The sequence below is a fragment of the Streptomyces sp. NPDC088252 genome (assembly GCF_044740965.1).
Taxonomy (GTDB): domain Bacteria; phylum Actinomycetota; class Actinomycetes; order Streptomycetales; family Streptomycetaceae; genus Streptomyces.
This window is the reverse complement of sequence record NZ_JBIURS010000013.1, coordinates 160,175-185,997: the sequence shown is the minus strand read 5'-3', so window position 1 is coordinate 185,997 and position 25,823 is coordinate 160,175. Positions and strand designations below refer to the sequence as shown.

The 25,823-nt window shown below is 71.2% G+C and carries 25 protein-coding genes and 1 riboswitch; of the genes, 7 read left to right on the top strand and 18 right to left on the bottom strand.

From position 1 onward, the window contains the following. Positions 1-12 precede the first annotated feature (12 nt). The 5 genes from ACIOHC_RS26150 to ACIOHC_RS26130 all read right to left on the bottom strand — a co-directional run bounded on the left by ACIOHC_RS26150 (position 13) and on the right by ACIOHC_RS26130 (position 5,043). Positions 13-1,014 (bottom strand): 2-hydroxyacid dehydrogenase, encoded by a 1,002-nt coding sequence (locus tag ACIOHC_RS26150; RefSeq protein ID WP_351078199.1) that lies wholly within the window; start codon positions 1,012-1,014, stop codon positions 13-15. Between the two features lie 149 nt (positions 1,015-1,163). Beyond that, a complete protein-coding gene (locus tag ACIOHC_RS26145) occupies positions 1,164-2,192 on the bottom strand; it encodes a 6-phosphofructokinase (protein WP_351078202.1) in 1,029 nt (342 codons plus the stop codon). A 143-nt stretch (positions 2,193-2,335) separates the two neighbouring features. Next, on the bottom strand, positions 2,336-3,028 hold the full coding sequence (locus tag ACIOHC_RS26140; RefSeq protein WP_389638242.1) for a response regulator: 693 nt from the start codon (positions 3,026-3,028) through the stop codon (positions 2,336-2,338). After that, positions 3,025-4,248 (bottom strand): MacS family sensor histidine kinase, encoded by a 1,224-nt coding sequence (macS, locus tag ACIOHC_RS26135; RefSeq protein WP_351078207.1) that lies wholly within the window; start codon positions 4,246-4,248, stop codon positions 3,025-3,027. Before macS ends, ACIOHC_RS26140 begins: the two co-directional genes overlap by 4 nt. Before the next feature lie 51 nt (positions 4,249-4,299). Continuing rightward, complete coding sequence (locus tag ACIOHC_RS26130; protein ID WP_351078209.1) at positions 4,300-5,043, bottom strand: lysophospholipid acyltransferase family protein; 744 nt, start codon at positions 5,041-5,043, stop codon at positions 4,300-4,302. A 194-nt stretch (positions 5,044-5,237) separates the two neighbouring features. On the opposite strand from ACIOHC_RS26130, the gene ACIOHC_RS26125 reads away from it, so the two are divergent. Next, positions 5,238-6,017 carry an alpha/beta fold hydrolase gene (locus ACIOHC_RS26125; protein ID WP_351078212.1) on the top strand — a complete coding sequence of 260 codons (780 nt, stop codon included), beginning with the start codon at positions 5,238-5,240 and terminating at the stop codon, positions 6,015-6,017. Further along, positions 6,010-6,714, top strand: a complete 705-nt coding sequence (locus ACIOHC_RS26120) for a hypothetical protein (protein WP_401844194.1) — start codon at positions 6,010-6,012, stop codon at positions 6,712-6,714. The genes ACIOHC_RS26125 and ACIOHC_RS26120 overlap by 8 nt, the downstream gene beginning before the upstream one ends. Positions 6,715-6,923: 209 nt before the next feature. On the opposite strand, the gene ACIOHC_RS26115 is transcribed toward ACIOHC_RS26120, so the two are convergent. From ACIOHC_RS26115 to ACIOHC_RS26090, 6 genes are all read right to left on the bottom strand, one after another. Further along, on the bottom strand, positions 6,924-7,682 hold the full coding sequence (locus tag ACIOHC_RS26115) for an endonuclease/exonuclease/phosphatase family protein (protein ID WP_351078215.1): 759 nt from the start codon (positions 7,680-7,682) through the stop codon (positions 6,924-6,926). 78 nt (positions 7,683-7,760) lie between these two features. Next, positions 7,761-8,702 carry an ROK family glucokinase gene (locus ACIOHC_RS26110; RefSeq protein ID WP_351078218.1) on the bottom strand — a complete coding sequence of 314 codons (942 nt, stop codon included), beginning with the start codon at positions 8,700-8,702 and terminating at the stop codon, positions 7,761-7,763. A gap of 74 nt (positions 8,703-8,776) precedes the next feature. Continuing rightward, on the bottom strand, positions 8,777-9,235 hold the full coding sequence (locus ACIOHC_RS26105) for a DUF5304 domain-containing protein (RefSeq protein ID WP_351078221.1): 459 nt from the start codon (positions 9,233-9,235) through the stop codon (positions 8,777-8,779). Between the two features lie 83 nt (positions 9,236-9,318). Continuing rightward, the gene (locus ACIOHC_RS26100; RefSeq protein WP_365690271.1) at positions 9,319-10,641 is read right to left on the bottom strand and encodes an ArsA-related P-loop ATPase; all 1,323 of its coding nucleotides are present in this window, start codon (positions 10,639-10,641) and stop codon (positions 9,319-9,321) included. 4 nt (positions 10,642-10,645) lie between these two features. After that, the gene (locus ACIOHC_RS26095) at positions 10,646-11,095 is read right to left on the bottom strand and encodes an SRPBCC family protein (protein ID WP_351078226.1); all 450 of its coding nucleotides are present in this window, start codon (positions 11,093-11,095) and stop codon (positions 10,646-10,648) included. Positions 11,096-11,202: 107 nt separating this feature from the next. After that, positions 11,203-12,009, bottom strand: a complete 807-nt coding sequence (locus ACIOHC_RS26090) for a metallophosphoesterase (RefSeq protein ID WP_365690273.1) — start codon at positions 12,007-12,009, stop codon at positions 11,203-11,205. A gap of 280 nt (positions 12,010-12,289) precedes the next feature. Between ACIOHC_RS26090 and ACIOHC_RS26085 the strand changes: the two genes are divergently transcribed. Both ACIOHC_RS26085 and ACIOHC_RS26080 read left to right on the top strand, forming a co-directional pair. Continuing rightward, on the top strand, positions 12,290-14,086 hold the full coding sequence (locus tag ACIOHC_RS26085) for an AMP-dependent synthetase/ligase (RefSeq protein ID WP_351078232.1): 1,797 nt from the start codon (positions 12,290-12,292) through the stop codon (positions 14,084-14,086). Between the two features lie 131 nt (positions 14,087-14,217). Continuing rightward, positions 14,218-14,685: a spore-associated protein A gene (locus ACIOHC_RS26080; protein ID WP_365690275.1), complete on the top strand. Its 468-nt coding sequence runs from the start codon at positions 14,218-14,220 to the stop codon at positions 14,683-14,685. A 121-nt stretch (positions 14,686-14,806) separates the two neighbouring features. On the opposite strand, the gene ACIOHC_RS26075 is transcribed toward ACIOHC_RS26080, so the two are convergent. After that, entirely contained in the window at positions 14,807-15,949 is a 1,143-nt protein-coding gene (locus tag ACIOHC_RS26075) for a glycosyltransferase family 4 protein (RefSeq protein WP_365690278.1), read from the bottom strand. Positions 15,950-16,055: 106 nt separating this feature from the next. Here ACIOHC_RS26075 and ACIOHC_RS26070 point away from each other — a divergent pair, with 106 nt between their 5' ends. Next, positions 16,056-17,309, top strand: a complete 1,254-nt coding sequence (locus tag ACIOHC_RS26070; protein ID WP_351078239.1) for a glycosyltransferase family 87 protein — start codon at positions 16,056-16,058, stop codon at positions 17,307-17,309. 14 nt (positions 17,310-17,323) lie between these two features. Here the strand turns inward: ACIOHC_RS26070 and ACIOHC_RS26065 are convergent, their stop codons facing one another. The 5 genes from ACIOHC_RS26065 to ACIOHC_RS26045 form a co-directional block, all read right to left on the bottom strand. Then, positions 17,324-18,565: a hypothetical protein gene (locus ACIOHC_RS26065; protein WP_401844190.1), complete on the bottom strand. Its 1,242-nt coding sequence runs from the start codon at positions 18,563-18,565 to the stop codon at positions 17,324-17,326. Positions 18,566-18,582: 17 nt separating this feature from the next. Further along, positions 18,583-19,614 carry an NlpC/P60 family protein gene (locus tag ACIOHC_RS26060; protein ID WP_365690281.1) on the bottom strand — a complete coding sequence of 344 codons (1,032 nt, stop codon included), beginning with the start codon at positions 19,612-19,614 and terminating at the stop codon, positions 18,583-18,585. A 237-nt stretch (positions 19,615-19,851) separates the two neighbouring features. Further along, positions 19,852-20,880, bottom strand: coding sequence for an NlpC/P60 family protein (locus ACIOHC_RS26055; RefSeq protein ID WP_351078244.1), 1,029 nt, complete (start codon positions 20,878-20,880; stop codon positions 19,852-19,854). Between the two features lie 284 nt (positions 20,881-21,164). Beyond that, on the bottom strand, positions 21,165-22,526 hold the full coding sequence (locus tag ACIOHC_RS26050; RefSeq protein ID WP_351078247.1) for an NYN domain-containing protein: 1,362 nt from the start codon (positions 22,524-22,526) through the stop codon (positions 21,165-21,167). Positions 22,527-22,563: 37 nt separating this feature from the next. After that, positions 22,564-22,806 carry a hypothetical protein gene (locus ACIOHC_RS26045; protein WP_351078249.1) on the bottom strand — a complete coding sequence of 81 codons (243 nt, stop codon included), beginning with the start codon at positions 22,804-22,806 and terminating at the stop codon, positions 22,564-22,566. Positions 22,807-22,971: 165 nt separating this feature from the next. On the opposite strand from ACIOHC_RS26045, the gene ACIOHC_RS26040 reads away from it, so the two are divergent. Then, entirely contained in the window at positions 22,972-23,724 is a 753-nt protein-coding gene (locus tag ACIOHC_RS26040) for a rhomboid family intramembrane serine protease (protein ID WP_351078251.1), read from the top strand. After that, positions 23,721-24,002: an Lrp/AsnC family transcriptional regulator gene (locus tag ACIOHC_RS26035; RefSeq protein ID WP_093543818.1), complete on the top strand. Its 282-nt coding sequence runs from the start codon at positions 23,721-23,723 to the stop codon at positions 24,000-24,002. The genes ACIOHC_RS26040 and ACIOHC_RS26035 overlap by 4 nt, the downstream gene beginning before the upstream one ends. A gap of 91 nt (positions 24,003-24,093) precedes the next feature. On the opposite strand, the gene ACIOHC_RS26030 is transcribed toward ACIOHC_RS26035, so the two are convergent. After that, positions 24,094-25,506, bottom strand: a complete 1,413-nt coding sequence (locus ACIOHC_RS26030; RefSeq protein WP_365690284.1) for an aminotransferase class V-fold PLP-dependent enzyme — start codon at positions 25,504-25,506, stop codon at positions 24,094-24,096. Between the two features lie 174 nt (positions 25,507-25,680). Beyond that, a riboswitch (SAM riboswitch) is annotated at positions 25,681-25,798 on the bottom strand. Between the last annotated feature and the right edge of the window lie 25 nt (positions 25,799-25,823).

The window sequence follows — 25,823 nt, the reverse complement described above, 5'->3', positions numbered from 1 at the left end:
CGGGGTCCCGGCTCACCGGGAGAGCACGGGGACGAGGACGTTGTCGCTGCGGCGGCCGGCCAGATAGTCGGCGACGTTCTGGACGGTGGCGTCGACGATCTGGGCCACCGCCTCCTGGGTGTAGTACGCCTGGTGCGAGGTCACGATGACGTTGGGGAAGGTGACGAGCCGGGCGAGGGTGTCGTCGTCGATGCCCTCCAGGGACTTGTCGAGGAAGAAGAGCCCGGCCTCCGCCTCGTACACGTCGAGTCCCACGCCCAGCAGGCGTCCCGCGCGGAGCTCGGTGACCAGTGCCGCCGTGTCGATGAGTCCGCCACGACTGGAGTTGATCAGGATCGCGTCGTCCCTCATGTGCGCCAGGGCGTCCTCGTCGATGATGTGGTGGGTCGTGGGCAGCAGCGGGACGTGCAGGCTGATCAGGTCGGACTCCGCCAGGAGCCGCTCCTTCTCGACATACTCCATGCCGAGCCCGACACAGGCCGGGTTCTGGACGGCGTCCCAGCCGAGCAGCTTCATGCCGAAGCCGTGGGCGATCCGGGTGAAGGCCTCACCGATCTTGCCCGTACCGATCACTCCGGCCGTGCGGCCGTGCATGTCCCGGCCGAGGAGTCCGTCGAGCCGGAAGTCGAAGTCACGGGTGCGGCTCGCGGCGCGGATGATCCGGCGATTGACCGCCATCGCGAGGGTCCATGCGAATTCCGCGACCGAGTGCGGCGAGTAGTACGAGACCCGGGCGACCCGCAGCGCGAGCCGTTCGGCCACATCGAGGTCGATGTTGTTGAAGCCGGTGGAGCGCTGGGCGATCATCTGCGTGCCACCCGCCGCGAGGGTCTGCAGGACGGCGCTGCCCAGATCCGCGTTGACGCTGGTGGAAATGATCTCGTAGCCCGCCGCGATCGGTGCGGTGTCCCCCGTGAGGAAGACGTCCAGGCAACGGACCTCGTGCTGTCCGGCGAAGGCCTTCTCGATCAGCGGCTTCTCGTCGGACTGCACACCGAATGCCAGGATTTCCACGACTTCTCCCGTACATCGCAAGGATCGGGGGACATGGGCCGGTCATCGCGAATATACGGCCCATGTCCCCGGCGCGCCGCCCGGCCCGCCCCGGGGACGCCCCTGTTGCCGCCCCCCTCCTCCGGCGCGCCGCCCGGCCCGCGCGCCGCTCAGCCGAAGAAGACACCGGCCTCCGCGTAGAGGGCCGGGTCGACCGTCTTCAGCCGGGCCGTCGCCTCCGCGATCGGCACCCGCACGATGTCGGTGCCCTTCAGGGCCACCATCGTGCCGAAGTCGCCGTCCCGCACGGCGTCGATGGCGTGCAGCCCGAAGCGGGTGGCCAGCCAGCGGTCGAAGGCACTCGGCGTGCCGCCGCGCTGGACGTGGCCGAGGACGGTCGTTCTGGCCTCCTTGCCGGTGCGGCTCTCGATCTGCTTGGCCAGCCATTCGCCGACGCCGGAGAGGCGGACATGACCGAAGGAGTCGTGCGATCCGTCCTTGAGGATCATCTCGCCCTGCCGGGGCACGGCTCCTTCGGCGACCACCACTATCGGCGCGTAGCTCGCCCCGAAGCGGGAGACCACCCAGGCACAGACCTGCTCGATGTCGAAGCGCTGTTCCGGGATGAGGATGACGTTCGCACCGCCGGCCAGGCCCGAGTGCAGCGCGATCCAGCCCGCATGACGGCCCATCACCTCCACGACGAGGACCCGCATATGGGACTCGGCCGTGGTGTGCAGCCGGTCGATCGCCTCGGTGGCGATGCCGACCGCCGTGTCGAAGCCGAAGGTGTAGTCGGTGGCGGAGAGGTCGTTGTCGATGGTCTTGGGAACGCCGACGCATTTGATGCCGTGCTCGTCCGACAGGGTCGCCGCCACACCGAGGGTGTCCTCGCCGCCGATCGCGACGAGCGCATCGACCTCGTACTTGGCGAGGTTGTCCCTGATCCGGCGTACGCCGTGCTCCGCGCCGAGCGGATTGGTGCGCGAGGAACCGAGGACGGTGCCGCCGCGCGGCAGGATGCCCCGCACCGCGGGGATGGAGAGCGGCACCGTCGCGCCCTCCAGCGGGCCGCGCCAGCCGTCCCGGAATCCGATGAAGTCGTAGCCGTACTCCTGCACGCCCTTGCGGACTATGGCACGGATGACCGCGTTGAGCCCGGGGCAGTCCCCGCCCCCGGTCAGTACTCCGACCCGCATGGCAGCATCCCTTCGCCGAAGTGAGCCCCCCAGCCATCACGCTAATCGTGATCCAGGTCACTCGGGGATGGGGCGGAAGGTCAAATCAGTTGCGTTACGGGGCGGTTGGTCTCACAGGTGCGGGGCTGCACGCTCCGGCGCGTTCAGGCGTCGTCCAGGCCGCGCTCGATCGCGTATCGCACGAGCTCCACCCGGTTGTGCAACTGGAGCTTGCCCAGGGTGTTCTGGACGTGGTTCTGGACGGTGCGGTGCGAGATGACCAGGCGCTCGGCGATCTGCTTGTACGAGAGCCCCTTGGCCACCAGCCGCAGCACCTCGGTCTCGCGCTCGGTGAGCTGCGGGGCCTTGGGCTCGTCCGACGCGGCGGGTGCGGGGTCGGAGGCGAGCCTGCGGTATTCGCCGAGGACCAGTCCGGCCAGGCCCGGCGTGAAGACGGGATCGCCGGCGGCCGTGGACCACACGGCCTCGGTCAGCTCCTGCGTACTGGCCGACTTGAGCAGATAACCGGTGGCGCCCGACTTGACCGCTTCCAGTACGTCGGCGTGCTCACCGCTCGCCGAGAGCACCAGCACCCGGAGGCCGGGGTGGGAGCCGACGAGCTCCTTGCAGACCTGCACGCCGGGCATGCCGGGCAGATTGAGGTCGAGCACGAGGACGTCGGGCATCGCCGCCTTCGCCCTGCGTACGGCCTGCGGTCCGTCACCGGCGGTCGCCACCACCTCGAAACCCGACTCGGAAAGATCACGGGCGACCGCGTCGCGCCACATCGGATGGTCGTCGACCACCATCACCCTGATGGTCCGCCCCTCGGCGCCCTGGGTGTTCTCCGTGCTCATCCGGCTGATCCCGCCTTCCCCCGTGAAACCTTCGGTACCTTCAACTCGACCTCGGTGCCCTGGCCGGGCACCGAAATCAACTCCGCCGTGCCGCCCAGGTCACGCAGCCTTCCCCGGATCGACAGGGCGACCCCCATCCGTCCCTCCCCCTCGGCCTGGGCGAGCCGGCCCTCCGGAATGCCGGGCCCGTCGTCCCGGACCGTCACGATCACCTCGTCCGGCCAGTCCTCCACCAGGATCCAGGCCTGGGCGTCCTCTCCCGCGTGGGCCCTGACATTGTCCAGGGCGGCACCGACAGCGGCCGCCAGCTCCCGCGCGGCGGCGGGGGCCAGCAGCACCGGGGCTCCCGGCTCCGCGAAGCTGGTCCGGGAGCCGGCGTACGGGGCGAGCAGGGAACGCAGATCGTAGTCGGCCTGCCCGGACGGTTCGTCGTCGACCTCGACACTGCGGACGACGGCGCCCTCGGCGGCGTCCTCGGAGACCCTGGTGGCGGGCAGGAGACCGCTGGAGACCAGGGTGCGCAGGGCGACTTCCTGCTCCCCGGCCATCCGGCCCAGTTCGGCGGCCTCGCCGCCCAGCGCGGTGCCGCGGCGCTGCACCATCGCGAGGACCTGGAGCACGCTGTCGTGGATGTCGCGGGCCAGCCGTTCCCGCTCGCGGGTGGCGGCCTCGATCTCCAGGGCGCGGGCCAGGGTGCGCTCACTGGCCCTGGCCACCTCGACGACGTAGCCGATGGCGATGGAGGCGACCCAGACCAGCAGGACGTTGTGGAAGGTGTCCCGGCTGGGCTCGCCGCGCTCGATGATGTTGGCGACGGCGACGAAGGAGGAGGCGACGGCCGCCCAGCGCCAGCCGCCCTTGATCGCGAAGGCCAGCACGGAACCCGCGGTCCAGATGGACGGCAGCGTCGGCCCGTCGACGTGCTGGGCCTCGAAGTCGGCGAGCGGGGTGACGAGGATGCCGACGAGCGCGAGTGTCAGGTCCGCGCCGAGGAAACGCTTGGTGCAGGCGGCGGCGCCCGCGACCTTCGGGAGGGTGCCGAGCGTCCACGCCGCCATCACCACCAGGAAGGCGATGGCGACCCACGGCCGGTCGTACCTGTCCCGCCCGAAGACGGCGAGCAGGATCGCGTAGAGCATCGTCAGAATGCGGTACGCCGTCAGCGCACTCCACAGCGGCTGCTCGACCGACATCCGTACGACCCGCTCGCGCCTGGCCACGTCCCCCACCCCCCGGACGGAATCGACGCGGTGGCGCGCCGAACCGTTCCTTCACCCCTGCGTTCCGGACTCTTTCCCCGCGCGCTTCGCCTCCTCCGCGCGGCGCTTCGCCTCGTCCGCGATCTGCCGCTTGGCGGCGGTCGCGTAGATGTCGACGTACTCCTGGCCGGAGAGCTTCATGATCTCGTACATCACCTCGTCGGTGACCGAGCGCAGGATGAAGCGGTCCCCCTCCATGCCGTGGTAACGGCTGAAGTCGAGCGGTTTGCCGATCCTGATCCCCGGGCGCATCAGCTTGGGCATCACCTGGCCAGGCGGCTGGATCTTCTCCGTGTCGATCATCGCGACGGGGATGACCGGCGCTCCGGTGGCCAGCGCCACCCGGGCGAGCCCGCCGGGCTTGCCGCGGTAGAGACGGCCGTCGGGCGAGCGGGTGCCCTCCGGGTAGATACCGAAGAGTCCGCCGCTCTCGATGACCTCGATGCCCGCCTTGATGGCCGCCTCGCCGGCTCCGCGGGCGCCTGAGCGGTCCACCGGGAGCTGGCCGACGCCCTTGAAGAAGGCGGCGGTCAGTTTGCCCTTCACGCCGGGCGCGGTGAAGTACTCGGACTTGGCGATGAAGGTGACCTTGCGGTCCAGGACGGCCGGCAGGAAGAAGGAGTCGGAGAACGACAGATGGTTGCTCGCGAGGATCGCCGGTCCCTGCGCGGGGATGTTCTCCAGGCCCTCCACCCATGGCCTGAAGGCGAGCTTCAGCGACCCGCCGATGGAGAACTTCATTGCGCCGTAGATCAACTCGGGTGCCTCCTGTGTGCTGTCCGACTGACCTTAACCCGTGCGGCCGTCCGTGCTCCCGCCCGGCACGGGGCCGGGGCGGCCGCCGGGACCGCGACGACCCTGGTCGGTGTCAGTCCGGTCGCGTACGGTGAAGTAATCCTTCTGCACTCCCCCTTTCGCTCCCCTTCGAGCCTCATGAACAGGAGACCCCAGTGCCGGTCCTGCCTGGAGCCGAGCCGTTCCGCCACGAGGGCGGAGAGGTCGGCGTCCTTCTCTGTCACGGATTTACCGGTTCCCCGCAGTCGTTGCGCCCCTGGGCCGACCATCTGGCGGAGCGCGGGCTGACCGTCTCGCTGCCGCTGCTGCCCGGACACGGCACCCGCTGGGAGGACATGCAGCTCACCGGCTGGCAGGACTGGTACGCGGAGGTGGACCGGGAGCTGCGCGCCCTGCTGGAGCGGTGCAGCCAGGTCTTCGTCTTCGGTCTGTCCATGGGCGGCGCGCTGACCCTGCGGCTGGCGGCGAAGCACGGGGACGCGATCAGTGGCCTGGTGCTCGTCAATCCGGCCAACAAGGTGCACGGTCTGTCGGCTTACGCGCTGCCGGTCGCCCGCCACCTGGTGCGGACGACCAAGGGGCTGGCGAGCGACATCGCCCTGAAGGGCTCCGACGAGGTGGGGTACGACCGGGTGCCGCTGCACGCGGCGCATTCGCTGCGGAATTTCTTGCGTCTGGTCGACGCCGAGCTGCCCCAGGTCACCCAGCCGATCGTCCTGCTGCACAGCCCGCAGGACCACGTGGTGCCGCCCGCCGACTCGGCCCGGATCCTCAGCCGGGTGTCGTCGACGGATGTCGAGGAGATCCTGCTGGAACAGAGCTACCACGTGGCGACGTTGGACCACGATGCGGAGCGGATCTTCGACGAGAGCTTTTCGTTCATCGGCCGCCTCGCTCCGAGCATCGGAATGAAGGGGAGCACGTCAGGTGGCTGAGCACGACGCGGAGCGCGCGGGCGGCGGGGAGGAGCGCGAGCCCCTTCCCGCGGAGGGCGCTGCCCTGCCCGCGGAGGGAACGACCGTTCCCGACGAGGGTACGGGGGCGCAGGACGCCGCTGCCCAGCCGGTGCCGCCGGACGCCGACGGGGGCCGGCCCGCCGATCCGTCGGCCGACGAGGACGCCGCGTGGCAGGCGATCGTCGCGGGGTACGGCGAGGAGCCGCCGGACCCGCCGGGCGCCAAGCCGTTCAGGTCGATCGAGGACCTCGCGCTGCTGGAGGACGACCAGTCGGGTGTCCTGGATCCGGACAAGGGGATCGGCAAGAAGACGCCGAGGCCGCCGGAGAAGCCGCTCGGCAGCACGATCGTGTTCGCGCCCGGCGTCGCCGGTCCGCGCGACTACGAGGTCGCGGAGCCGAAGGACAGCGATCTCGACGACAGCGACGAGGGGCACTTCGTCCCCCCGGAGCCGCCGCCGCTGCCGGAGGCCGATGTCACGGCGAAGTTCGCCTGGCTCGCGGTCGTCGGCGGTCCGGTGCTGATGCTGGTCGCGGTGCTGCTGCGGTGGGAAATGACCTGGTGGCTCACGACGGTCTGCATCGGCGGCTTCCTGGGCGGCTTCGTCACCCTGGTGGCACGGATGGACGACGGCGACGAGGACGACGACGACCCCGGACGCGGAGCGGTGGTCTGAGGACGGACGGCCCCGGGGGCGACGGCATCGCGCAGCCGCGGATGCCGCCTGCCGCCTGCCGCCTGCCGCAGGCACGGTCCGTCCGTGGCCGCCCGCGGATCCGCCTCGGTGACACCGGGCAGTCTCGGATGCCCCCCCTGCCCCAGGCACGGCCCACCGGGCAGCCACGGTCCGCCCGAAGGCGCCGCGCGGCGGGCCGGCCGCGCTGCTCAGGGCCTGGTCGCGGGCACTCGTAGTGCCGCCAGTACCGGCAGATGGTCCGTGGCCGCCCGCAGATCCACCCCGGTGACACCGGGCAGCCCTGTGGGGACGCCGCAGCCGAGCACATCGATCCCGTGCGTCGCGAAGACCGCGTCGATGCGCCGCTGCGGCCGGTCCGGCGGGAAGGTGTTCTCGGCGCCCCACGGCCGGACCGCCCAGCAGTCCTGGAGCCGCCCGGCCAGCCGCCGGAACGCGGCCCCGGTGGGTACGTCATTGAGGTCACCGGCCGCGATGGCGTGCTCGACGCCCATCGCCTCCAGCCGTTCCAGCACCATCCCCGCCTGGGCCAGGCGTTCCTCGCGCTGCAGGCTCAGATGGAAGCTCAGCAGTCCGATCCGGGTGCCCGCGATCCGTACCACCGAGGTGGCGAAGCCCCTGCGGTGCAGTCCGGGCGTGAGCGGCAGCAGGACGTCCTCCGTCCGCTCCACGGTGGCCCGCAGCGAGCAGAGCAGCAGCGGCCCGGCCGCCGTGCCGCCGCCGCTCAGCACGACCAGGTCGGTGCGGGCCGCGAGCCAGGCGGCGCGCTTGCGCCAGCGGAAGAAGCGCGGGGCTTCCTGGATGAGGACGAGGTCGGGGGCACAGGCGCTGATGACGCGGGCCAGCGCCTCGCAGTCGTCGCGCATCGACCGGATGTTGTAGCTGAGCACCCGGATGACTGCCGAACCATCCTGCTCGGTACGGGAGTCGGGCAGCGGCGTCGGGACCATGCGTCTCACGATACGACGGACGCCCGTCGCGCCCCATGGGGCGCGACGGGCGTCCGGCTCCGTCCGGCTGTCGGTGGCTCAGCCCTGGCGTGCCAGGTCCGCCGCACCCACCAGACCTGCCTTGCCGCCCAGTTGGGCCGCGAGCACCTGGGCGTGCGGGCGCCACTCGCCGCCGATCAGCCAGCGCCGGAACGACTTGCGGATCGGGTCGAGGACGAGGTCGCCCTCGTCCGACACCCCGCCGCCGACGATGAACGCGGACGGGTCGAAGAGCGAGGCGAGGTCGGCGAGTCCGGCTCCGGCCCAGCGGGCCAGCTCGCGGAACGAGTCGATCGCCACCGGGTCGCCCTGCCGGGCGGCCGTGCTGATGTGCTTGCCCTCGATGCCGTCCACCGTGCCGTCGCCGAGCGACAACAGGATCGTGGCGTTCTCGGGAGTGGCGTTGGCACGCTGCCTCGCGTAGCGGACCAGGGCGCGCCCGGACGCGTACTGCTCCCAGCAGCCCTGGCTGCCGCAGCCGCAGAGCAGACCGTCCGGGACGACCCGGATGTGGCCGAACTCGGCGGCCACACCGAAGCGTCCGCGGCGCAGCTTGTTGCCGATGATGATGCCGCCGCCGAGACCGGTGCCGAGCGTGATGCAGATGACGTCGTCGTGGCCCTGTCCGGCGCCGAAGCGGTACTCGCCCCAGGCGGCGGCGTTGGCGTCGTTCTCGACGACGACCGGCAGGCCGACGCGCTGTTCGACCTTGTCCTTCAGCGGCTCGTGCCGCCAGTTGATGTTCGGAGCGAAGAGCACGGTGGCGCGCTTGTCGTCGACGTATCCGGCGGCGCCGATGCCGACCGCGTCGATCTCGTGGCCCTCGCCCGCGCCGGACACGGCCGCCGCGATCGCGTCCACGATGCCTTCAGCCGTCGGCGGGGTCGGCACCTTGAACATCGAGAGGATCCGGCCCTCTTCGTCGACCACTCCAGCTGCGATCTTCGTGCCGCCGATATCGACGCCGATGGTGAGTCCCATGAATCCCTCAGTTTCGGTCGAGCCCCGCTGTGGCCAACGGTACCCGAGCCGAGGACCCGGCCCATCCGTGCCGGTCAGTCCAGGTCGATGTGTTCGCCCGCGGCGGGGCCCTCGTCGCGGGGGTCGGTGGGGTCGTCGGCCTTCTTGCCGGTGGGCGCGGAGTCCTCGGCACCCCGGGTCCAGCGGCGTTCCTGGCCTTCCACGGCGGAACGGTAGGCGGCGAGGAGTTCGCTGCCGGCCGCGGCGATGTGGTCGAAGACGTCCGGATTGCGTTCGATGACCGGCTCGACGGCGGACTTCGCCTGCTTGATGATCTGCTGCACGGTGCCCTGGGCCGTCGCACCGAAGAGCGGCGTCCCGAGGGACGAGACCTTGTCGGTCACGGCGTCGACCAGCTTGCGCAGTTCCTCGGCGGCGGAGCCGGGCGGCGGGCCGTACTGGGCGCGGCGGCGGGCCTTCTCCGCTTCGAGGTCCTCGGCGCAGGCCTTCGCCCACGCGTCGTCGTCGACGGGACGATCGGTGGCTTCGCTCATGGCGGACTCCTGCGACGTGGTTCGGCTGCGGCCCGGCATACGGGACACGTACTACCGACGTTACCCGAACCGTGTCGCGCCGTTCAGCTCGTCCGGGGCCACAGTCCGGGGTCCGGCGTGAACCTGACTCTGAGCACCCCGTCGGTGAGGGCGGCGCCGGAGACGGTGCAGCGGCGCAGCCCGGACTCCAGGGGGACGATCCGGTGGAACGGGCCCACGGTGAGCAGCAGTTCGTTGCCGCGGCGCACCAGCTGGAGGTCCGTCTTCACGGCGCCGGGCAGGGGCAGGCACCAGACCAGGACGGATGCGTCGCCGGACGGGGGGACGGCCACGATCCGGTCGCCGGGCAGCAGGGCACGCAGCTCGTCGATCCCGTCCGGGGCGTTCGGGTCCTCGATCCACCAGGGGTCGTCGGCCCGGCCGGGGCTCCGGTCGGCCAGCTCCGCGGCGAGTCCGTCCCCCTCGAAGAGACCGCCTCCGGTGCCCGCTTCCTCGAAGACGGTGCAGCCGGCCCCGGTGTCGAGGAGGGTGAGGTCGTCCGGGCCCCGCGGATCGCGGCCGAGGTGGGGCACTTCGCACAGGGCCGCCGCAGGCACCCATTCCTCGTACCAGCGGTCGATGGTCTTCTCCTGCTGCGCGGCCAGTGCCGCGAACCAGGGGTCGCCGGAGTGCCTGGGCAGGACCCGGTTCACCACGAGGGTGTCGACGCGCAGTCCGTGCAGGGCGAGTCCGGTGCGGGCGGTGCGCAGGGCGTCCTCGGCGGCGGGGCCGGGTTCGGCGACCAGCCGGAGCGTGGTGTTGCGGTCCTCGATCAGTGCCTGGACGGCGGCCAGCTCGGTGTCCCTGCGGGCGGCGGCCTCGTACAGCCACTGTGCCGGCATGGGGACGCCGGCGAGCTGGGCGAGCATCGGGCGCAGGGCGCGTGCGGCCTGGCGCTCCTGGGGCAGCAGCCGGCGCAGATAGCGGCGCAGCTGTTCGGGAAGGGCGAGCACGGCGAGTGCCTCGCGCAGCGGCGGCAGATCGACGACGAGGAGCTGATAGCCCTCGTGCGACCAGTCGCCCTCGGCGGCGCGGCGCAGGGTGTGCAGGAGGGCGAGTTGGGCGCTGCCGGGGAGTTCGGTGAGTTCCTCGCCGTCCAGCCGGTTCCCGCCGAGCAGGTCGAGCACCCCGGACGCCTGGTCCTGGAGGGCGAGGAGTTCGCTGCGGAAGTGCTCGCCGGAGTCGATGCGGGCGAACCACAGGCCGTCGGTGACCTCGGCGGGTTCCGTGCCGTCGGGGAAGCCGGGTATGGCGTCGGTGGAGAGCAGCAGGGTGCGGCGGCCTCGGCGGGCCGCGGCCAGTGCGGTCGCCGCCGCGACGGTGGTACGGCCGGCGCCGCCGGGGCCGGTGACGAGAACCGTACGCACCGGGTCAGGCCTTCGGTACGGACTCGACGCGCTTCTTCAGGCCGGCCAGGGCCCGGTCGATGATGACCTTCTCCGCCTTTCGCTTGATCATGCCGAGCATCGGGATCTTGACGTCGACGGTCAGCCGGTAGGTGACCTCGGTGCGGTCGCCGTCGCCCAGCGGGGCGAGTGCGTAGGAGCCGTCGATGGCGCGCAGCATCTGGGACTTGACGAGGGTCCAGCCGACCTCGTAGTCGCCGATCCAGGTGTACGCGAGGGTGTGGTCGTCCTTGATGGCTCCGGCGTCCAGGACGAGACGGACCTGCTCGGCGCGGCCCCGGTCGTCGGTGGCGAGGACCTCGGCCTCCTTGACCTCACCGGTCCACTCCGGATAGCGGGCGAAGTCGGCGATCACTCCCATGACGTCGGCCGGTGCCGCCTCGATCGTGATCGTCGAGCTGGTGTGTTCAGCCATCGCCGTGGCTCCTCCAGTGCGGTGTACCGGTGCGTCGGCAGAGGTCTGCCGCCTGAAGGCTATCGCGTGCGCGCGCCGCCTCGGCCCAGGGTCCGGTGCCGGTGCGGTCACCACTCCAGGGCCCACGGCCTGCCGGTGGACGCGAAGTGGCCGACGTTCACGCATTCGGTGGCACCGATGCGCATCCGACGGACCAGCGGCTGGTGGACATGGCCGAACAGCGCGTACCGGGGACGGGTCCTGCGGATGGCGTCGAGCAGCGCCCGGCTGCCGCGTTCGAAGCGGCGCGCCACCGTGTCGTACGTCAGCTCCGGCACGTCCGGCGGGATGTGGGTGCACAGCACGTCGACCGGGCCGACCGCCTCGATCTTGGCCGCGTACTCCTCGTCACTGATCTCGTACGGGGTGTTCATCGGGGTCTTCAGGCCGCCGCCGACGAACCCGAGCACCCGGCCGCCGATCTCGATCCGGTCGCCGTCGAGGACCGTGGTGCCCGGCCGTGCGTACTCGGGCCACAGGCCGGGGATGTCGACGTTGCCGTAGGTGGCGTACGTCGGGGTGGGGAAGGCCGCGAAGAGCTCGGCGTACTGCTTGCGCACCGCCGAGACGATCGCGGCGTTGCGGTCCCTGCCCGCCCACAGGCCGCGGCCGAACGCGCGGGCCTCCTCGAAGCGGCGGGCGGTGCGCAGCTCGACGATCCGGTCGGCGTTCTCCACGCCGAAGAGATCGGGGAAGATGCCGCGCGAGTGATCGGCGTAGTCGAGGAAGAGCACCAGGTCGCCCAGGCAGATCAGGGCGTCGGCGCCGTCCCCGGCGCGGGCCAGGGCCTCGGTGTTGCCGTGCACGTCACTGACCACATGGAGGCGGGTGCGGCGCGCGGTCGAGGTTCCTTCGCTGTTCGGTCCGGCTGGCATGGCGATCACCCTAGGACTCCGCCGTCCACCTGGATAGAGGCCGCCGGACCTGCGACGACCGCCGGCTCGTCACGGCGGTGGACTACTGTGCGCCCAAGGATCACGGTTGTATGTGACGCATAAGACATCTGGTCGGAACCCCCTATCGGGAACCGAGTACTGGTGGGTAACGTCCGGGCAGTCCAGTCGTGCTCACCCCACTGAGCACTTGCCATTCTTGGACCGCAGCCGGTGCGTCACACAGAGCCGTGGCACCGGAGCCCGATGAGGAGCAGCAGTCTTGCGCGAGTTCAGCCTTCCGGCCCTGTACGAGGTCCCTTCGGACGGCAACCTGACGGATCTCATCCGCCGCAATGCCGCTCAGCATCCCGATGTCGCGGTGATGAGCCGCAAGGTGGCGGGCAGGTGGGCCGATGTCGACGCCGCACGGTTCCTGGCCGAGGTCAGAGGCGTCGCCAAGGGTCTGATCGCTGCGGGGATCGAAGCGGGCGACCGGGTGGCCCTGCTCTCCCGTACGCGCTACGAGTGGGTACTGCTCGACTTCGCGATCTGGAGTGCCGGCGCGGTCACCGTGCCGGTGTACGAGACGAGCTCGCCCGAGCAGATCCAGTGGATCCTCGGCGACTCCGGTGCCGCCCTGTGCATCGTGGAGTCCGAGGCGCACCAGGCCTCCGTGGTCTCGGTCCAGGCCGATCTGCCGGCCCTGAAGGGCATCTGGCGGATCGACGACGACGCGGTCCGCGGCCTGTCGGCGATCGGCGAGGACGTCTCGGACGCGGACCTGGACCTGCGGATGGCGAGCGCCAAGGCGGACGACCCGGCCACCATCGTCTACACCTCGGGCACCACCGGCCGTCCGAAGGGCTGTGTGCTCACGCACCGCAGCTTCTTCGCGGAGTGCGGCAATGTGGTGGAGCGGCTGAAGCCCCTCTTCCGTACCGGCGAGTGCTCGGTGCTGCTCTTCCTGCCTGCCGCGCACGTCTTCGGACGGCTGGTCGAGGTGGCCTCGGTGATGGCCCCGATCAAGCTCGGCTGTGTACCGGACATCAAGAACCTCACCGATGAACTGGCCTCCTTCCGCCCGACGCTGATCCTCGGTGTGCCGCGTGTCTTCGAGAAGGTCTACAACGCGGCACGCGCCAAGGCGCAGGCCGACGGAAAGGGCAGGATCTTCGACCGGGCAGCGAGCACGGCGATCGCCTACAGCCGCGCGCTGAGCACCCCCCAGGGTCCTTCCATGGGCCTGAAGTTCAAGCACAAGCTCTTCGACCGGCTGGTCTACGGCAAGCTGCGGGCCGTGCTCGGCGGACGCGGCGAGTACGCGATCTCCGGCGGCGCTCCGCTGGGCGAGCGGCTCGGCCACTTCTACCGCGGCATCGGCTTCACCGTCCTGGAGGGCTACGGCCTCACCGAGACCTGCGCGGCCACCGCCTTCAACCCGTGGGACCGGCAGAAGATCGGTACGGTCGGTCAGCCGCTGCCCGGCTCGGTCGTCCGGATCGCCGACGACGGCGAGGTGCTGCTGCACGGCGAGCACCTGTTCACCGGGTACTGGAACAACGAGACGGCGACGGCCGAGGCGCTGGCCGACGGCTGGTTCCACACGGGCGACATCGGCACGCTCGACGAGGACGGCTACCTCGCGATCACCGGCCGCAAGAAGGAGATCATCGTCACGGCGGGCGGCAAGAACGTGGCTCCGGCGGTGATCGAGGACCGCATCCGCGGGCACGCCCTGGTCGCCGAGTGCATGGTGGTCGGCGACGGCCGGCCGTTCGTCGGGGCGCTGGTCACCCTGGACGAGGAGTTCCTGGCCCGCTGGGCCGACGAGCACGGCAAGCCGGCCGGTTCGACGGTGGCGGCGCTGCGCGAGGACCCGGAGCTGCTGGCCGAGGTGCAGCGGGCGGTGGACGACGGGAACGCGGCGGTGTCGAAGGCGGAGTCGGTGCGCAAGTTCCGTGTCCTGGCCTCTCAGTTCACCGAGGAGGCGGGCCACATCACGCCGTCGCTGAAGCTGAAGCGGAATGTGGTGGCGAAGGATTTCGCGGACGAGATCGAGGCGATCTACCGGGGCTGACGGCCGACCGCCAGAACCGCGAGCCGTCCACCGAGGCCGATATCCATTGGCCGAAACGCGACCTTGTGTCGCTAATCGGCCAATGCAAGGGTCTGGATCACACCACTGATCCACCGTCCAGGGGGACTTTCATGCGCGTCGCCTTCAAGCTGGCCGGCCTCGTCATGGCCATGGCCGCCTCGGCCTTCGTGGCGGTGCCCGCCACGGCCCAGGCCGCGGCCACCGCGGCCAGCCCGACCGCGGTCTGCGGTGCCGACGGCTACAGCTACTCCGTCGTCGCCTCCGCTCCCGTGAAGTTCAGCAGCGGCACGGTCGCCGGCACCGTCTATCTGATGTACAGCAGCGGGAACGGCAAGAACTGCGTCGTGACCGTCAAGACCTCGTACACCGGTTCGGCCACCTTCACGACGGCCCAGCTCATGATCCAGAACGGCAACTCGTACGTGGATCAGGGCAACTACACCAGCTACGCCGGCCCGGTCCGGGGCAGCGCCGCGGGCAAGTGCGTGAAGTACTGGGGCTCGATCAACACCGGTCCGGACGGACAGGCCGGCGCCAACGCCAGCGGCGGACGTATGAGCTGGGGCAACTGCGGCTGAAACACCGCCGCCTCAACCGGCCGGACAGCGACACCGCTGTCCGGCCGCGGTACGAGCACACCGCCGCCCGCAGGACCGGGGCCGGTGCGGGCGGCCCTGAACGGAACCGGCCCGGGCTGTCTCAGAGCAGCGCCTTGAGCCGCTCGGCCAGCAGGTCCCAGCGCCACTTCTCCTCGACCCAGGCCCGCCCCCGCTCCCCCATCCGCCGCCGCAGTTCCGGGTCGCGGAGCAGGGTGACGATCCGGTCGGCCGACTCCTCCACGGAGCCGCCGCGCACCACCCACCCCGTCTCGCCGTCGAGCACGGCGTCCGGCGCGCCGCCCGAATCGCCCGCCACCACCGGCAGACCGGTCGCGGACGCCTCCAGGAAGACGATGCCGAGGCCCTCCACGTCGAGGCCGCCGCGACGGGTGCGGCACGGCATGGCGAAGACATCGCCCGCGCCGCAGTGGGCGGGCAGCTCCTCCCACGGAACCGGCCCGGTGAAGCGCACCGAGTCGGCGACCCCCGTTCGGGCGGCCAGCCGCTCCAGCTCCTTGGCGTACGGTCCGCCGCCGACGATCAGGAGCACCGTGTCCGGTACCTGCGCCAGGATCGCGGGCATCGCAAGGATCAGCGTGTCCTGGCCCTTGCGCGGCACGAGCCGTGACACGCAGACGACGACGGGCCGGTCCGAGAGCCCGAGCCGGGCCCTGATCAGGTCCCCGCCGGAATCCGGGTGGAAGGTCTTCTCGTCGACGCCGGGCGGCACCTGGACCATGCGGTCCGCCGCCTCCGGGGTGAGCGCGGTGGCGATCCGGGAGCGGGTGTACTCACCCAGATAGGTGATCGTGTCCGTGGTCTCGCCGATCCGGCCCAGCAGCTGCCGGGCCGCGGGCAGCTGGGCCCAGCCCGCCTCGTGTCCGTGTGTGGTGGCGACCAGCCGGCGGGCACCGGCCCTGCGCAGCGCCGGTGCCATCAGCCCGAGCGGGGCCGCGGCACCGAACCAGACGGACCTGCAGCCGTGTGTGCGCAGCAGCTGCGCCGCGCGCCGGGTGACTCGTGGGGTCGGCAGCAGCATCGTCGCGCGGTCGCGGACGACGGTGAAGGGCTGCTCCGCGTCGAAGGCGGCGGTGGCGGCGACGCCTTCGGGGCCACGCTTCCAGGTGGAGGCATATACGACGATCTGTCCGGGGTCCAGGCGCAGTGCCATATTGTGCAGAAATGCCTGGATGCCACCGGGGCGGGGCGGGAAATCGTTGGTCACGATCAGGGTCTTGTCCATCCGGTCCGACAGTACCGGGCATTCGGGTCGGAACGGCACGCGCACCGACATGACGGGCATCATGGCCCCTCGTACGAGCACCCACCGACGAACGGACGGGGCGGTCATGACGGGATCGGCCGGCGCGCGGCCCGCACTCGCGGTGTGGATCCTCACCAGGGTCGCGCTGCTGCTCTGCGTCACCAAGGTGATCGCGCTGCCGGGTCCGGACGTGACCAGTGATGTCTCGGTGATCTACCACGGCTGGTCCGAGATCCTGAAGAGCGGTACGTATCCCCGGTCCGACGTCACCTGGCAGTACCCGCCCCTCGCCGCGCTCGCCGTCCTCTCCCCCGCCCTGCTGCCGTTCCTCGGGTACGCCTCGGCCTTCTTCGTCCTCGCATTCCTGTGCGACGGGCTGGTCCTGGGGCTGCTGCTGTACGCGGGCCGCCGGACCGGACGGCGGACGGTGGGCGCCTGGGTGTGGGTGGCGGGGGTTCCACTGCTCGGTACGACCGCCTACGCCCGTTACGACGTGATGGTGACGGCGGTGGCGGTGGCGGCGCTGCTGGCGGGGGTACGGCAGCCGAGGGTGCTGGGGGCGATGGCCGCCGTCGGTGCGCTGCTCAAGGTGTGGCCGGTACTGATCCTGGCCGGTACCCCGCGTGGGCCCCGGACACGCCGGGCGTGGACGGCCGCGACGGTGACGGCGGCCGGGTTGCTCCTGGTCTGCACCCTGGCGATGCCCGGTGCGCTGGCCTTCCTCGGCTTCCAGCGCGACCGGGGCACCGAGGTCGAGTCGCTCGGGGCACTGGTCTTCCATGTGTGGCGGCGGTTCGGCTGGCGGGGCCGGGTGGAGCTGCACTACGGCTCGCTGGAGTTCCTGGGGCCGTATGTGCCGCTGGTGAGCACGCTCGCCCTCGGTCTGTCCGTCGTCGCCTTCGGCTGGCTGCTGGTGTGGCGGCTGCGGGCCCGCGACTTCCGGGTGAGCACCCCGGCCGACGCGGCGTTCACGGCGGTGCTGCTGTTCACCACCACCAGCCGGGTGATCAGCCCTCAGTACATGCTGTGGCTGGTCGGCCTGGCGGCGGTCTGCCTGGTCTTCCGCGACAGCCGGATAGTGCTGCCGACCGGTCTGGTGCTGCTCGCCACGGGCCTCACGCAGTGGGAGTTCCCGTTCGGGTTCGTCCATGTGGTGGGCGGTGACACGACGGGCCTGACGCTGATGTTCCTGCGCAACGGCCTGCTGGTCGCGGCGACGCTGGTCGCCTGCCGACGGCTGTGGCGGCAGACGGTGGTGTCCGGGACTGCGCGCAAGGGCCGCGAGGCACCGTCCTCCCGGCCGGACACCGGCCGGGAGGTGGAGCCCGTCGGCTCCTGAATCCCGCGCCGCGCTCAGCCGAGCAGGGAGCGCAGGAACTCCCGCCACTGTGCCGTGAAGCCCTGCGGGGTCGTGGCGAGCACCCCCTGCATGGCCTGCTGCACCGCCCCGTCCCGTCCCGAGTGCCCTCCGACGGCGCGGTAGAACGCGAGCAGCTTCTTCTCGCCCCAGTGGTCGGCGATCAGCTCGCAGGCCAGCCAGCCACCCTCGTACGCCTGCGCCAGGCGCGCGGAGTCGCCCGCGAAGCCGAAGTCCTGGTCCGTGGGGAGCTCGGCGGGCAGATCGCCGCGCCGGACGGCGGCGGCCAGCTCGGGCGCGGCCTGTACGGCCGTACGGCGCTCGGCGCGGTAGGCCACCCAGTCGGCGAAGCCCTCGGAGAGCCAGGTCGGGGTGGCGGCGGAGGTGTCGGCGCGGGTGGCGACATGGGTGAACTCGTGGGTGAGGACGATCCGCTGCCCGGGGGTGCTGAGCATGCCGTACGCCTGCGGATTGACGATCACCCGGTCCGCGGGGGCCCGGTCCCCACCGCCGGTCCGCCCGGTGGTGACGGCCGCGATGCCCCGGTAGTTCGCCGCCGGTGCCCCCAGCAGACCCGCCATGTCCTCCACGGTGTGCGGTACGAGCACCAGCACGCGCCCGGCCCATTGCCGCGGCCACGCGCCGGAGACGGCGGGCACCGCGCGGTCCGCGGTCCGGGCGATACGGCGCAGCTCCTCCTGCGTGCGGCCGACACCGAGGACGAGGCTGTGCCTTCCGCGCACCACCCGGACATCGCCCTGCTGCCAGAGCAGCCCGTCGCCGTCCGCCGCCGCCCGGTCGCCGGCGATGTACCAGCGGCCGTCGGCCCCGTCCCGTCGCAGGTCGAGCACCCGGTCCGCGGAGACCGGGGCGGCGTCGTACCCCGCGATCCGATAGCGCAGCCGGACATCCGCCGTGACCCGGTCGGTGCCCTGCTCCCTCACGTCGGTCAGCTGGTACGTCCATGAGGCCAGCGGTACGTCCGCGAGGTTGTCCAACTCCCGCCGCTGGGCCGTGCGCAGTCCGGTGGCCCTCGGGTCCACGGCGGACAGATAGGCGTCCGGGTCGTGGTGCAGGACGGCGGCGGCCCGGCGGTCCAGGACGGCGCGGACGCCTCGGGCGGTGGAATCCGGGGCGGACCCGTCGTCGGGGGCCGCGCAGGCGGAGGCGAGCAGCAGCCCGGCGAGCAGCGCTCCCGCCGTGCCCCGTCCCGCGATGCGTCCCCGCCTGTCCGTCACCCGGTCGAGGGTACGGGTCAGACGCGGGTGACCGAGGAGACGGGCATCATTCCGACGGGGTCGTAGCGCACCGGGGCACCCGGGTACGGCGCGTGGATCACCCGGCCGTTCCCGACGTACATCCCGATGTGGCCGGCGTCCGCGCGGTAGGCCACCAGGTCGCCGGGGCGGGCCTCGGAGAGCGGCACCATGCGTCCCGCGTACCGCTGGGCCTGCGAGGTGCGCGGCAGGCTCACCCCGGCCTGGGCGTACGCCCACTGCATGAGCCCGGAACAGTCGAATCCGGCGGGTCCGTTGGCACCCCAGACGTACGGGCGGCCCAGTGCCCGGCGGACCGCCATGACGGCGACGGCCGCCCGCACCGAGCCGGCCGGCAGACCGGCCGTCACCGGGAACACGTCGTCGCGTCCGGAGCGAGAGGTGCGTTCGAAGGCCGCCCGCTCGGCACGGGGCATCGCGTCCAGCAACTGTCTGGCCTGGGCGAGTTTGCGTTCGACGGTGCGTTTGTGGCGGGTGGCGGCAGCCCGGTTGCGCTCCAGTTCGGCCAGCGCCCGGTCGGCCTCCGCGCGGGTCTGTACGAGCCCGCGCCGGGTCTGCTGGAGTTCCCGCAGCTCGCTCGCCTGACGCTCGGTCAGGCGTTCCAGCGTGGCGGCCCGGTCGAGGTAGCTGTCCGGGTCGGAGGAGAGCAGCAGGGCGAGCGAGGGGTCCAGGCCGCCCGAGCGGTACTGCGCACCCACCACCGAACCGAGCGCCGTCCGCATCCGGTTGAGGCGTTCCTGGCCGCGGGCCGCCCGGTCCCGGGCCCGGTTCACCTCGTCGCGCAGCCGGTCGGCGTTCTCACCGGCCGCGTTGTACTGCTCGGTGGCCCGCTCGGCCTCGCCGTACAGCCGGTCGACCCTGGCCCTGGCGGCCCCGGGACCGTCCTGCGGGTCGGCGTTCGCGGTGGCCGCCCCGAGCGTGGCGGCCGCGGTGGCCGCCGCGGCCGACAGAACGGTGATCCGGGCGCCCCGACTGAGGCCGGGCTGTGTGGAACGGCGATGGGACACCACGGACGCCGTACTCCCTTCCGCTGTGCGCAGATGTGCGCAGCCCCTGCCACCCGGGGCGGGCGGACCGACGACCGGGAGCTGCACAGCAGGCAGACAGTAGTCGGGCGGTCACGGAGCGACCAGGGACCGCGCCGGGCGGACGGGCGTCGAAAACAGCCGCGCCCCGGCGGTGACCTGTGGTCTCCGCCGGGGCGCACTGTCTGTGCGGGGCGCGGGAATTCGCCCGTTCGGGCGTCGTCAGCCGACGCGCACGCCGAACTGGAAGCTGCCGATGGTGTTCATCGACTCGTAGCGGACGAACGTGCCCGGGTACGGGGCGTGCAGGACGGTGTTGTTGCCCGCGTAGAGGCCCACGTGCTCGGTGTTGTTGAAGAAGACCAGGTCGCCGGGCTTCAGCGCGCTGCGCCCGATGTGCACACCGTCGTTGACCTGGGTGTACGTGACCCGGGAGATGCTGACGTTGGCCTGGGCGTAGGCCCACTGGGTCAGCCCGGAGCAGTCGAAGGATCCGGGGCCGGTACCGCCACGGCCGTACGGCTTGCCCACCTGGGTGGAGGCGGCGTTCAGGGCGGCCGCACCCCAGGCGGAGGCGGGAACCTCCTTGCCCAGCTCGACCCGGTCGCCGGCGGCGCGGCTGGCACGCTGTTCGTCCTCGCGCATCTTCGTGCGCTCGGCTTCGGTCAGCGTGTTGAGCAGGCGCTGCGCCTCGGCCAGCTTGTCCTGGAGCTTCTTCTTCTTCGCGCCGAGCGTCTTGCGCACGTCCGCGAGGTCACCGAGCTTGTCCTGGGCCTCCTTGCGCTCCTGCGCGAGGACCCGCTGCTTCTCCTGGATCTTCCCCAGGGTCTCGGTCTGCTTGGCCGTCAACTGGTCGAGGGCCGAGGCCTCGTCGAGGAAGGTGTCCGGGTTGGACGAGAGGAAGAGCTGCACCGACGGGTCGATGCCACCGGAGCGGTACTGGGCGGCGGCGAGCGAACCGAGGCCGTTGCGCAGGTTGTTGATCTCCTGCTGGCCGCGGGCCACCTTGTCCTGCAGCGCGCCGACTTCCTTCTCCAGCTTCTGCTGCTTCTCCTTGGCGCCGTAGTACTGCTCATTGGCCGCGCCGGCCTCGTGGTTGAGCTTCTCGACCTTCGCCTTGACCTCGCTCTTGGAGGGCTTGGGGTCGGCGTGGGCTGCCTGGGAGGTCAGGGCGACGGCTGCGGCGGCAGTCGCGGTGAGCACGGTCACACGGGCGCGGCTCGGCTGCTTGGGACGGCGGTGGGACCCCACGAAGGCGAGCTCCTTCTTCCTTGAGCCGCCTACCGGGCTGTGGGGGGACTCGATCCCCGGCTCCGTGCATGTCACGGACTCGGCGGCGCCTTCGCTGCCACCCCGGATGGGTGATCAACCGTGCGAAGGTTCGAGGCCCGACCCTAGTGACCAACTTGTGATCAGTTCAAATCCTCACAAGAAAAATCTCATCACAGGAGGTACTTCTTTACTCACATCACACAGGGCGTAGCGGCGACCTGACGATGCGTTCCCTGATTTCCACCGAGTTCCGACAAGCACCACTAGACGCGCGAAAGGCGCTTCAGGAGCAAGACGGACGCAACGGGCCTGGCCCCCGCCTTCGCCACTCCGTCCGCCACTTCGCGGTCGGTGGAGACCACCACGACGGGCCGGCCCGGCGGTTCGGCGCGGGCCAGTTGACGAATGAGTTCGTCGGCGGTGACGCCGGGCTTGCTGAACAGCACCCGAACCCCTCGCGGCGGCGCGAGCAGGACCGGGGCCGCCAGTTCGGCCCCGTCGAAGACACAGGTCATCTCGGCGCCGGTCTGTGCCGCGAGCACCGCGAGACCGCCGAGCAGCCTCAGCCGCTGCTTCTCCAGCGGCAGCTGCGGATAGCCGGTCTTGGTGACGTTGTAGCCGTCCACGATCAGATGGGCCTGCGGCAGGGCGAGCAGTTGGTCGAGCAGAGCGGGATCGGTCTCCGAAAGGGCCCTGGCGGCAATGTCCTTGGGTGACATCCTGCCCGGCTCGACCGCGTCGACACTGTCCGCGGGGCGGATCGAGGAGGGCGGCAGCGCGAGTTCGCGACGGAGCCCGCCGGCCGCGTCCAGCACGGTGTCCAGCAGCAGCCGCAGCCGCATGTCCTCGACCGAGCGGCCCTCCCTGGCGGCCCTGCGGCCCGCCTCGACGGACGCCTCGGCCTCACCGAGCCGAGCCTTGAGCCGGCGGGTCTCGCTCTCCGCCGCGGAGACCTGGGCCGCCGCCTCGGACCGTACGGTCTCGATCTCGGCCCGGCTGCGGCGCAACGCGGCCTCGCCGCGCTTGACGTCGTTGACGGCGCTGCGCAGCTTGCGCTGAAGGGATTCGGCTTCCTTGCGGGCCGCGTCCAGCTCGACGCGCAGCCGCTCGGTCTCGTTCTTCGTCTGGGAGCGGGCGTGGACGAGTTCCTCGCGCAGCCGCTCCAGTTCGCGGCGACTCTCCTCGTCGGCACGCTCGGCGTCGGCACGCTGGGCCTCCTCGCCGGCGGCGGCGACCAGCTTCACCCAGCCGGCCGGGCGCAGCACATACGCGGCGGCGGCCACATCGACGGGGTCGGCGGCGGCGGGCGGCGCACCGGCCTCCAGCGCGGCGGTCAGCTCCGGCTGCTCCTCCCTGAGCCGATCGCCGATGCGCTGGCGGAACAGCGCGTCGCCCTCCAGGGCGGCCGCCATCGCGTTGCCGGCGAACTTGGCGCGCCGGGTCGGGGTGAAGCGGGCGTACTGTCTCAGCTGAGCCGGGAGTTCGGTGATCGTCAGTCCGCCGAACGCGTCCGAGACCAGCGCGACGACCCGTCGTCGTACGCCTTCGGGCAGCGGGCGGTCGAGCGCCTCGACGGCGTCGCCGGCCGCCTCGGCCGACTCTGCGCCGCTAGCGGGCTGCTCCACCATCCGTCACCCCAAATTGTCTGTCCGCACGGCTCCGTCAGGAGTCGGCACCCGGCCTGTCCACCAGTTCGATCTGGTCCACCGCGTTGCACCAACGGCAGCGCACCGACTCGATGGTCTCACTGACCACCTCGCGTTCCTCGACGGTGGACTCCCCGGCCAGGTCGAGATGGACGTATTCGACGACCTTGGAGGAGCGGGTCACGTCGAAGCGCGTGAGATTTCCGCAGAGCGTGCAGCGCCAGCGGGTCCCATCGGTCATCTGGGGAACCGTCGTCATCGTTGCGTCCTCTTTCGTCGAGCCTCGTCGTGCCGCCTGCTTCAAGGATCTCGCGGTGCGCCGTCGAACTGCGGATGTCCTGCCGTAACCCTACGGCCTCACCGCGTCCCCCCGACACGGCGAGGCGCTCTGTCCCGTTCCCTCCGCTTGCGTCATGCTCTGTTCATGATCGATCGGCGGGCTGCGGGCTCCGGATTGACCAGCGGACTCCTACGGACGGTCACCTCGCGCGGACCGACGGTGACCTATGCCCTGATCGCCCTGTGCTGTCTGATCTTCCTGATCAGCCCGCTCTCCGGCTTCGACTCCTCCTACGCCACCGCCGACGCCCTGCTCGCCGCCCAGGCCGGGTACTTCGAACGGTGGGGCGTGATCCCGAGCGAGCTGTGGGACGGCTCCGCGCACGCTCTGCTCACCCCGCTCACCGCCCTCTTCGTGCACGGCAGCTGGCTGCATCTGCTGGGCAACATGCTCTTCCTGTACGTGTTCGGCGCGATGGCCGAGGAGCGCATGGGCCGTACCGAGTTCACCTTCTTCTACCTCGCGTGCGGCTATCTCGCGCTGGTCGCCTACGCCGCCGCGCACGCCGCGTCCGACCAGACCCTCGTCGGCGCGTCGGGGGCGATCTCGGCGGTGCTCGGGGCCTTCCTGTACCTGTTCCCCAAGGCCCGGGTCACCAGCCTGTTCCCGTTCCTCTTCTTCCTGCCGCTGCGTTTCCCCGCCTGGATCGTGCTGATCTTCTGGTTCGTCCTGCAGTGGCTGGCGGTCCAGAGCGCGGGCAGCGGAGGGCCCGGTGTGGCCTATCTGGCCCATGTGGTCGGCTTCGCCCTCGGCTTCCTCTACGCCTGGGGACGTTATCGGCGTACGGATAGAGTGAAGACTCCAGCCACGGCCACCGAGGGAGAAAGCCAGCCGTGATCACCGCGATCGTGCTCATCAAAACCAGCGTGGACCGGATTCCCGAGATCGCCGAGGCCATCGCCGCGCTGGACAGCGTCAGCGAGGTCTTCTCGGTCACCGGTACGTACGACCTGATCGCCATGGTCCGGGTGGCCAAGCACGACGACCTGGCGGACGTCATCCCCGGCCGGATCAGCAAGATCCCCGGCGTCGAGGCCACCGACACGCACGTGGCCTTCCGTACGTACTCGCAGCATGACCTGGAGGCCGCCTTCGCCATCGGCCTCGACGCGTAGACACGCCCTCTTTTACGGCTTCACGGCGTAACGCTTCGGCGGGGGACGGGCCGTTCGACCGCCCGTCCCCCGCCGAAGCGTTACGCACGCGTCAGAGCTGCGCCGCTCCCCGGTCCGGGACGCAGCGGCCGCCCTCGGTGCGGTACTTCCACTGAGCGCCCTTGCTCACCAGCTCCCCGACCGCGCGGACGAAGCGCTCGATGTGCTCGTCCGGCGTACCGGCGCCGAAGCTCACCCGGATCGCGTTGAGGGAGGGGGTCCCCCCGGTCGAGTCCGTTCGAGACTGGGGGAGCTCGCCCGGCTCGGCCTCCGGCGCGCCGCACTCGCCGACCTCCTGCGGGTCACCGCCGAGCAGGGTACGGACCAGCGGATGGGCGCAGAACAGGCCGTCGCGGACCCCGATGCCGTACTCGGCGGAGAGCGCGGCGGCGAAGTGCGAGCTGTTCCATCCCTCCACCACGAACGAGATCACGCCGACCCGCGGGGCGTCGTCACCGAACAGCGAGAGCACCTTGACCTCGGGGACGTCGGCGAGACCGGCCCGGACCGCGGCGACGAGGTGCTGCTCCCGGGCGACGAGGTGGTCGAAGCCCGCCTCGGTGAGCGCCTTGCAGGCGGAGGCGATGGAGTACACGCCGATGACATTGGGGGAACCCGCCTCGTGGCGGGCCGCGGTGGAGTGCCACTCGACCTCCACCCCGCCGTCGGTACGGCGGGCGACCTTGCGGGAGGCACCGCCGCCGGCCAGGTACGGCTCGGCGTCCTGCAGCCAGTCGGCCCGGCCCGCGAGCACACCCGAGCCGAACGGCGCGTACAGCTTGTGCCCGGAGAAGGCCACCCAGTCGACGTCCAGCTCGGCGATGTCGACGGGGTGGTGCGGGGCGAGCTGCGCGGCGTCCAGCACGATCCGGGCACCGTGCGCGTGCGCGGCGGCCGCCAGATCCTTGACCGGCCACAGCTCACCGGTGACGTTGGAAGCGCCGGTCACGCAGACCAGCGCGGGGCCGTAGGGGTCACGGTCGGCGAGCGCGAGCTCCAACGTCTCGACGGCCTGCGCCGGGGTGCGCGGGGCGTTCAGATAGGTCACCCGGGCGTCGCGCCACGGCAGCAGGGAGGCGTGGTGCTCGGTCTCGTAGACGAAGACCTGGCAGTCGGCGGGGACGACTGCGGCCAGCAGGTTGAGGGAGTCGGTGGTCGACCGGGTGAAGATCACCTGGTCGTCTGCGCGGCAGCCGAGGAACTCGGCGACGGTCGCGCGGCTGTTCTCGAAGAGGTCCGTGGAGAGCTGCGAGAGGTACCCGGCGCCACGGTGGACGCTGCCGTAGTACGGGGCGTACGCGGCGACGTCGTCCCAGACGCGCTGGAGAGCCGGGGCACTGGCGGCGTAGTCGAGAGCCGCATAGGTGACTTCACCACCCGTGACCAGCGGAACCGTTACATCCTTGCCCAGAACCGGCAGAGGAGCACAAAGCGACTGGTCGGCGGCAGCGGTCAAGACAGACATGGCGAACTCCCGTAAGAGGCAGGCGAATTGCATGCGCCGACGGATACGCGGCAGCGCAGCGGAAAGTGAAAAAGGGGTGCGGAGGAGGGCTGAGAAGCCCTATCGCATTCGCGTGCTCACAAGAGACTCCCTAGGGACCAGGACCCCGGGGGTTGGCATTCACAGATGCCGAGGGGCCCGCGCTTGCCGCAGACCTCGCTGCCTACGGCCTGGTCTTCACCCGGGGCACCCCGCCACGGACGGAGGGTTGCCGGACAGCGGGCCGGGGCCGTAGTCGCTGTCACTCATGACCTGCGCAGCATCTTGCCATACGTACG

Bases quoted from the DNA above. Each gene is read 5' to 3' on its own strand.
- ACIOHC_RS26145 (WP_351078202.1), bottom strand. From the start codon at position 2,192: ATGCGGGTCGGAGTACTGACCGGGGGCGGGGACTGCCCCGGGCTCAAC.
- ACIOHC_RS26140 (WP_389638242.1), bottom strand. From the start codon at position 3,028: ATGAGCACGGAGAACACCCAGGGCGCCGAGGGGCGGACCATCAGGGTG.
- ACIOHC_RS26115 (WP_351078215.1), bottom strand. From the start codon at position 7,682: ATGGTCCCGACGCCGCTGCCCGACTCCCGTACCGAGCAGGATGGTTCG.
- ACIOHC_RS26110 (WP_351078218.1), bottom strand. From the start codon at position 8,702: ATGGGACTCACCATCGGCGTCGATATCGGCGGCACGAAGATCGCAGCT.
- ACIOHC_RS26105 (WP_351078221.1), bottom strand. From the start codon at position 9,235: ATGAGCGAAGCCACCGATCGTCCCGTCGACGACGACGCGTGGGCGAAG.
- ACIOHC_RS26095 (WP_351078226.1), bottom strand. From the start codon at position 11,095: ATGGCTGAACACACCAGCTCGACGATCACGATCGAGGCGGCACCGGCC.
- ACIOHC_RS26090 (WP_365690273.1), bottom strand. From the start codon at position 12,009: ATGCCAGCCGGACCGAACAGCGAAGGAACCTCGACCGCGCGCCGCACC.
- ACIOHC_RS26080 (WP_365690275.1), top strand. From the start codon at position 14,218: ATGCGCGTCGCCTTCAAGCTGGCCGGCCTCGTCATGGCCATGGCCGCC.
- ACIOHC_RS26075 (WP_365690278.1), bottom strand. From the start codon at position 15,949: ATGGACAAGACCCTGATCGTGACCAACGATTTCCCGCCCCGCCCCGGT.
- ACIOHC_RS26070 (WP_351078239.1), top strand. From the start codon at position 16,056: ATGACGGGATCGGCCGGCGCGCGGCCCGCACTCGCGGTGTGGATCCTC.
- ACIOHC_RS26045 (WP_351078249.1), bottom strand. From the start codon at position 22,806: ATGACGACGGTTCCCCAGATGACCGATGGGACCCGCTGGCGCTGCACG.
- ACIOHC_RS26040 (WP_351078251.1), top strand. From the start codon at position 22,972: ATGATCGATCGGCGGGCTGCGGGCTCCGGATTGACCAGCGGACTCCTA.
- ACIOHC_RS26030 (WP_365690284.1), bottom strand. From the start codon at position 25,506: ATGTCTGTCTTGACCGCTGCCGCCGACCAGTCGCTTTGTGCTCCTCTG.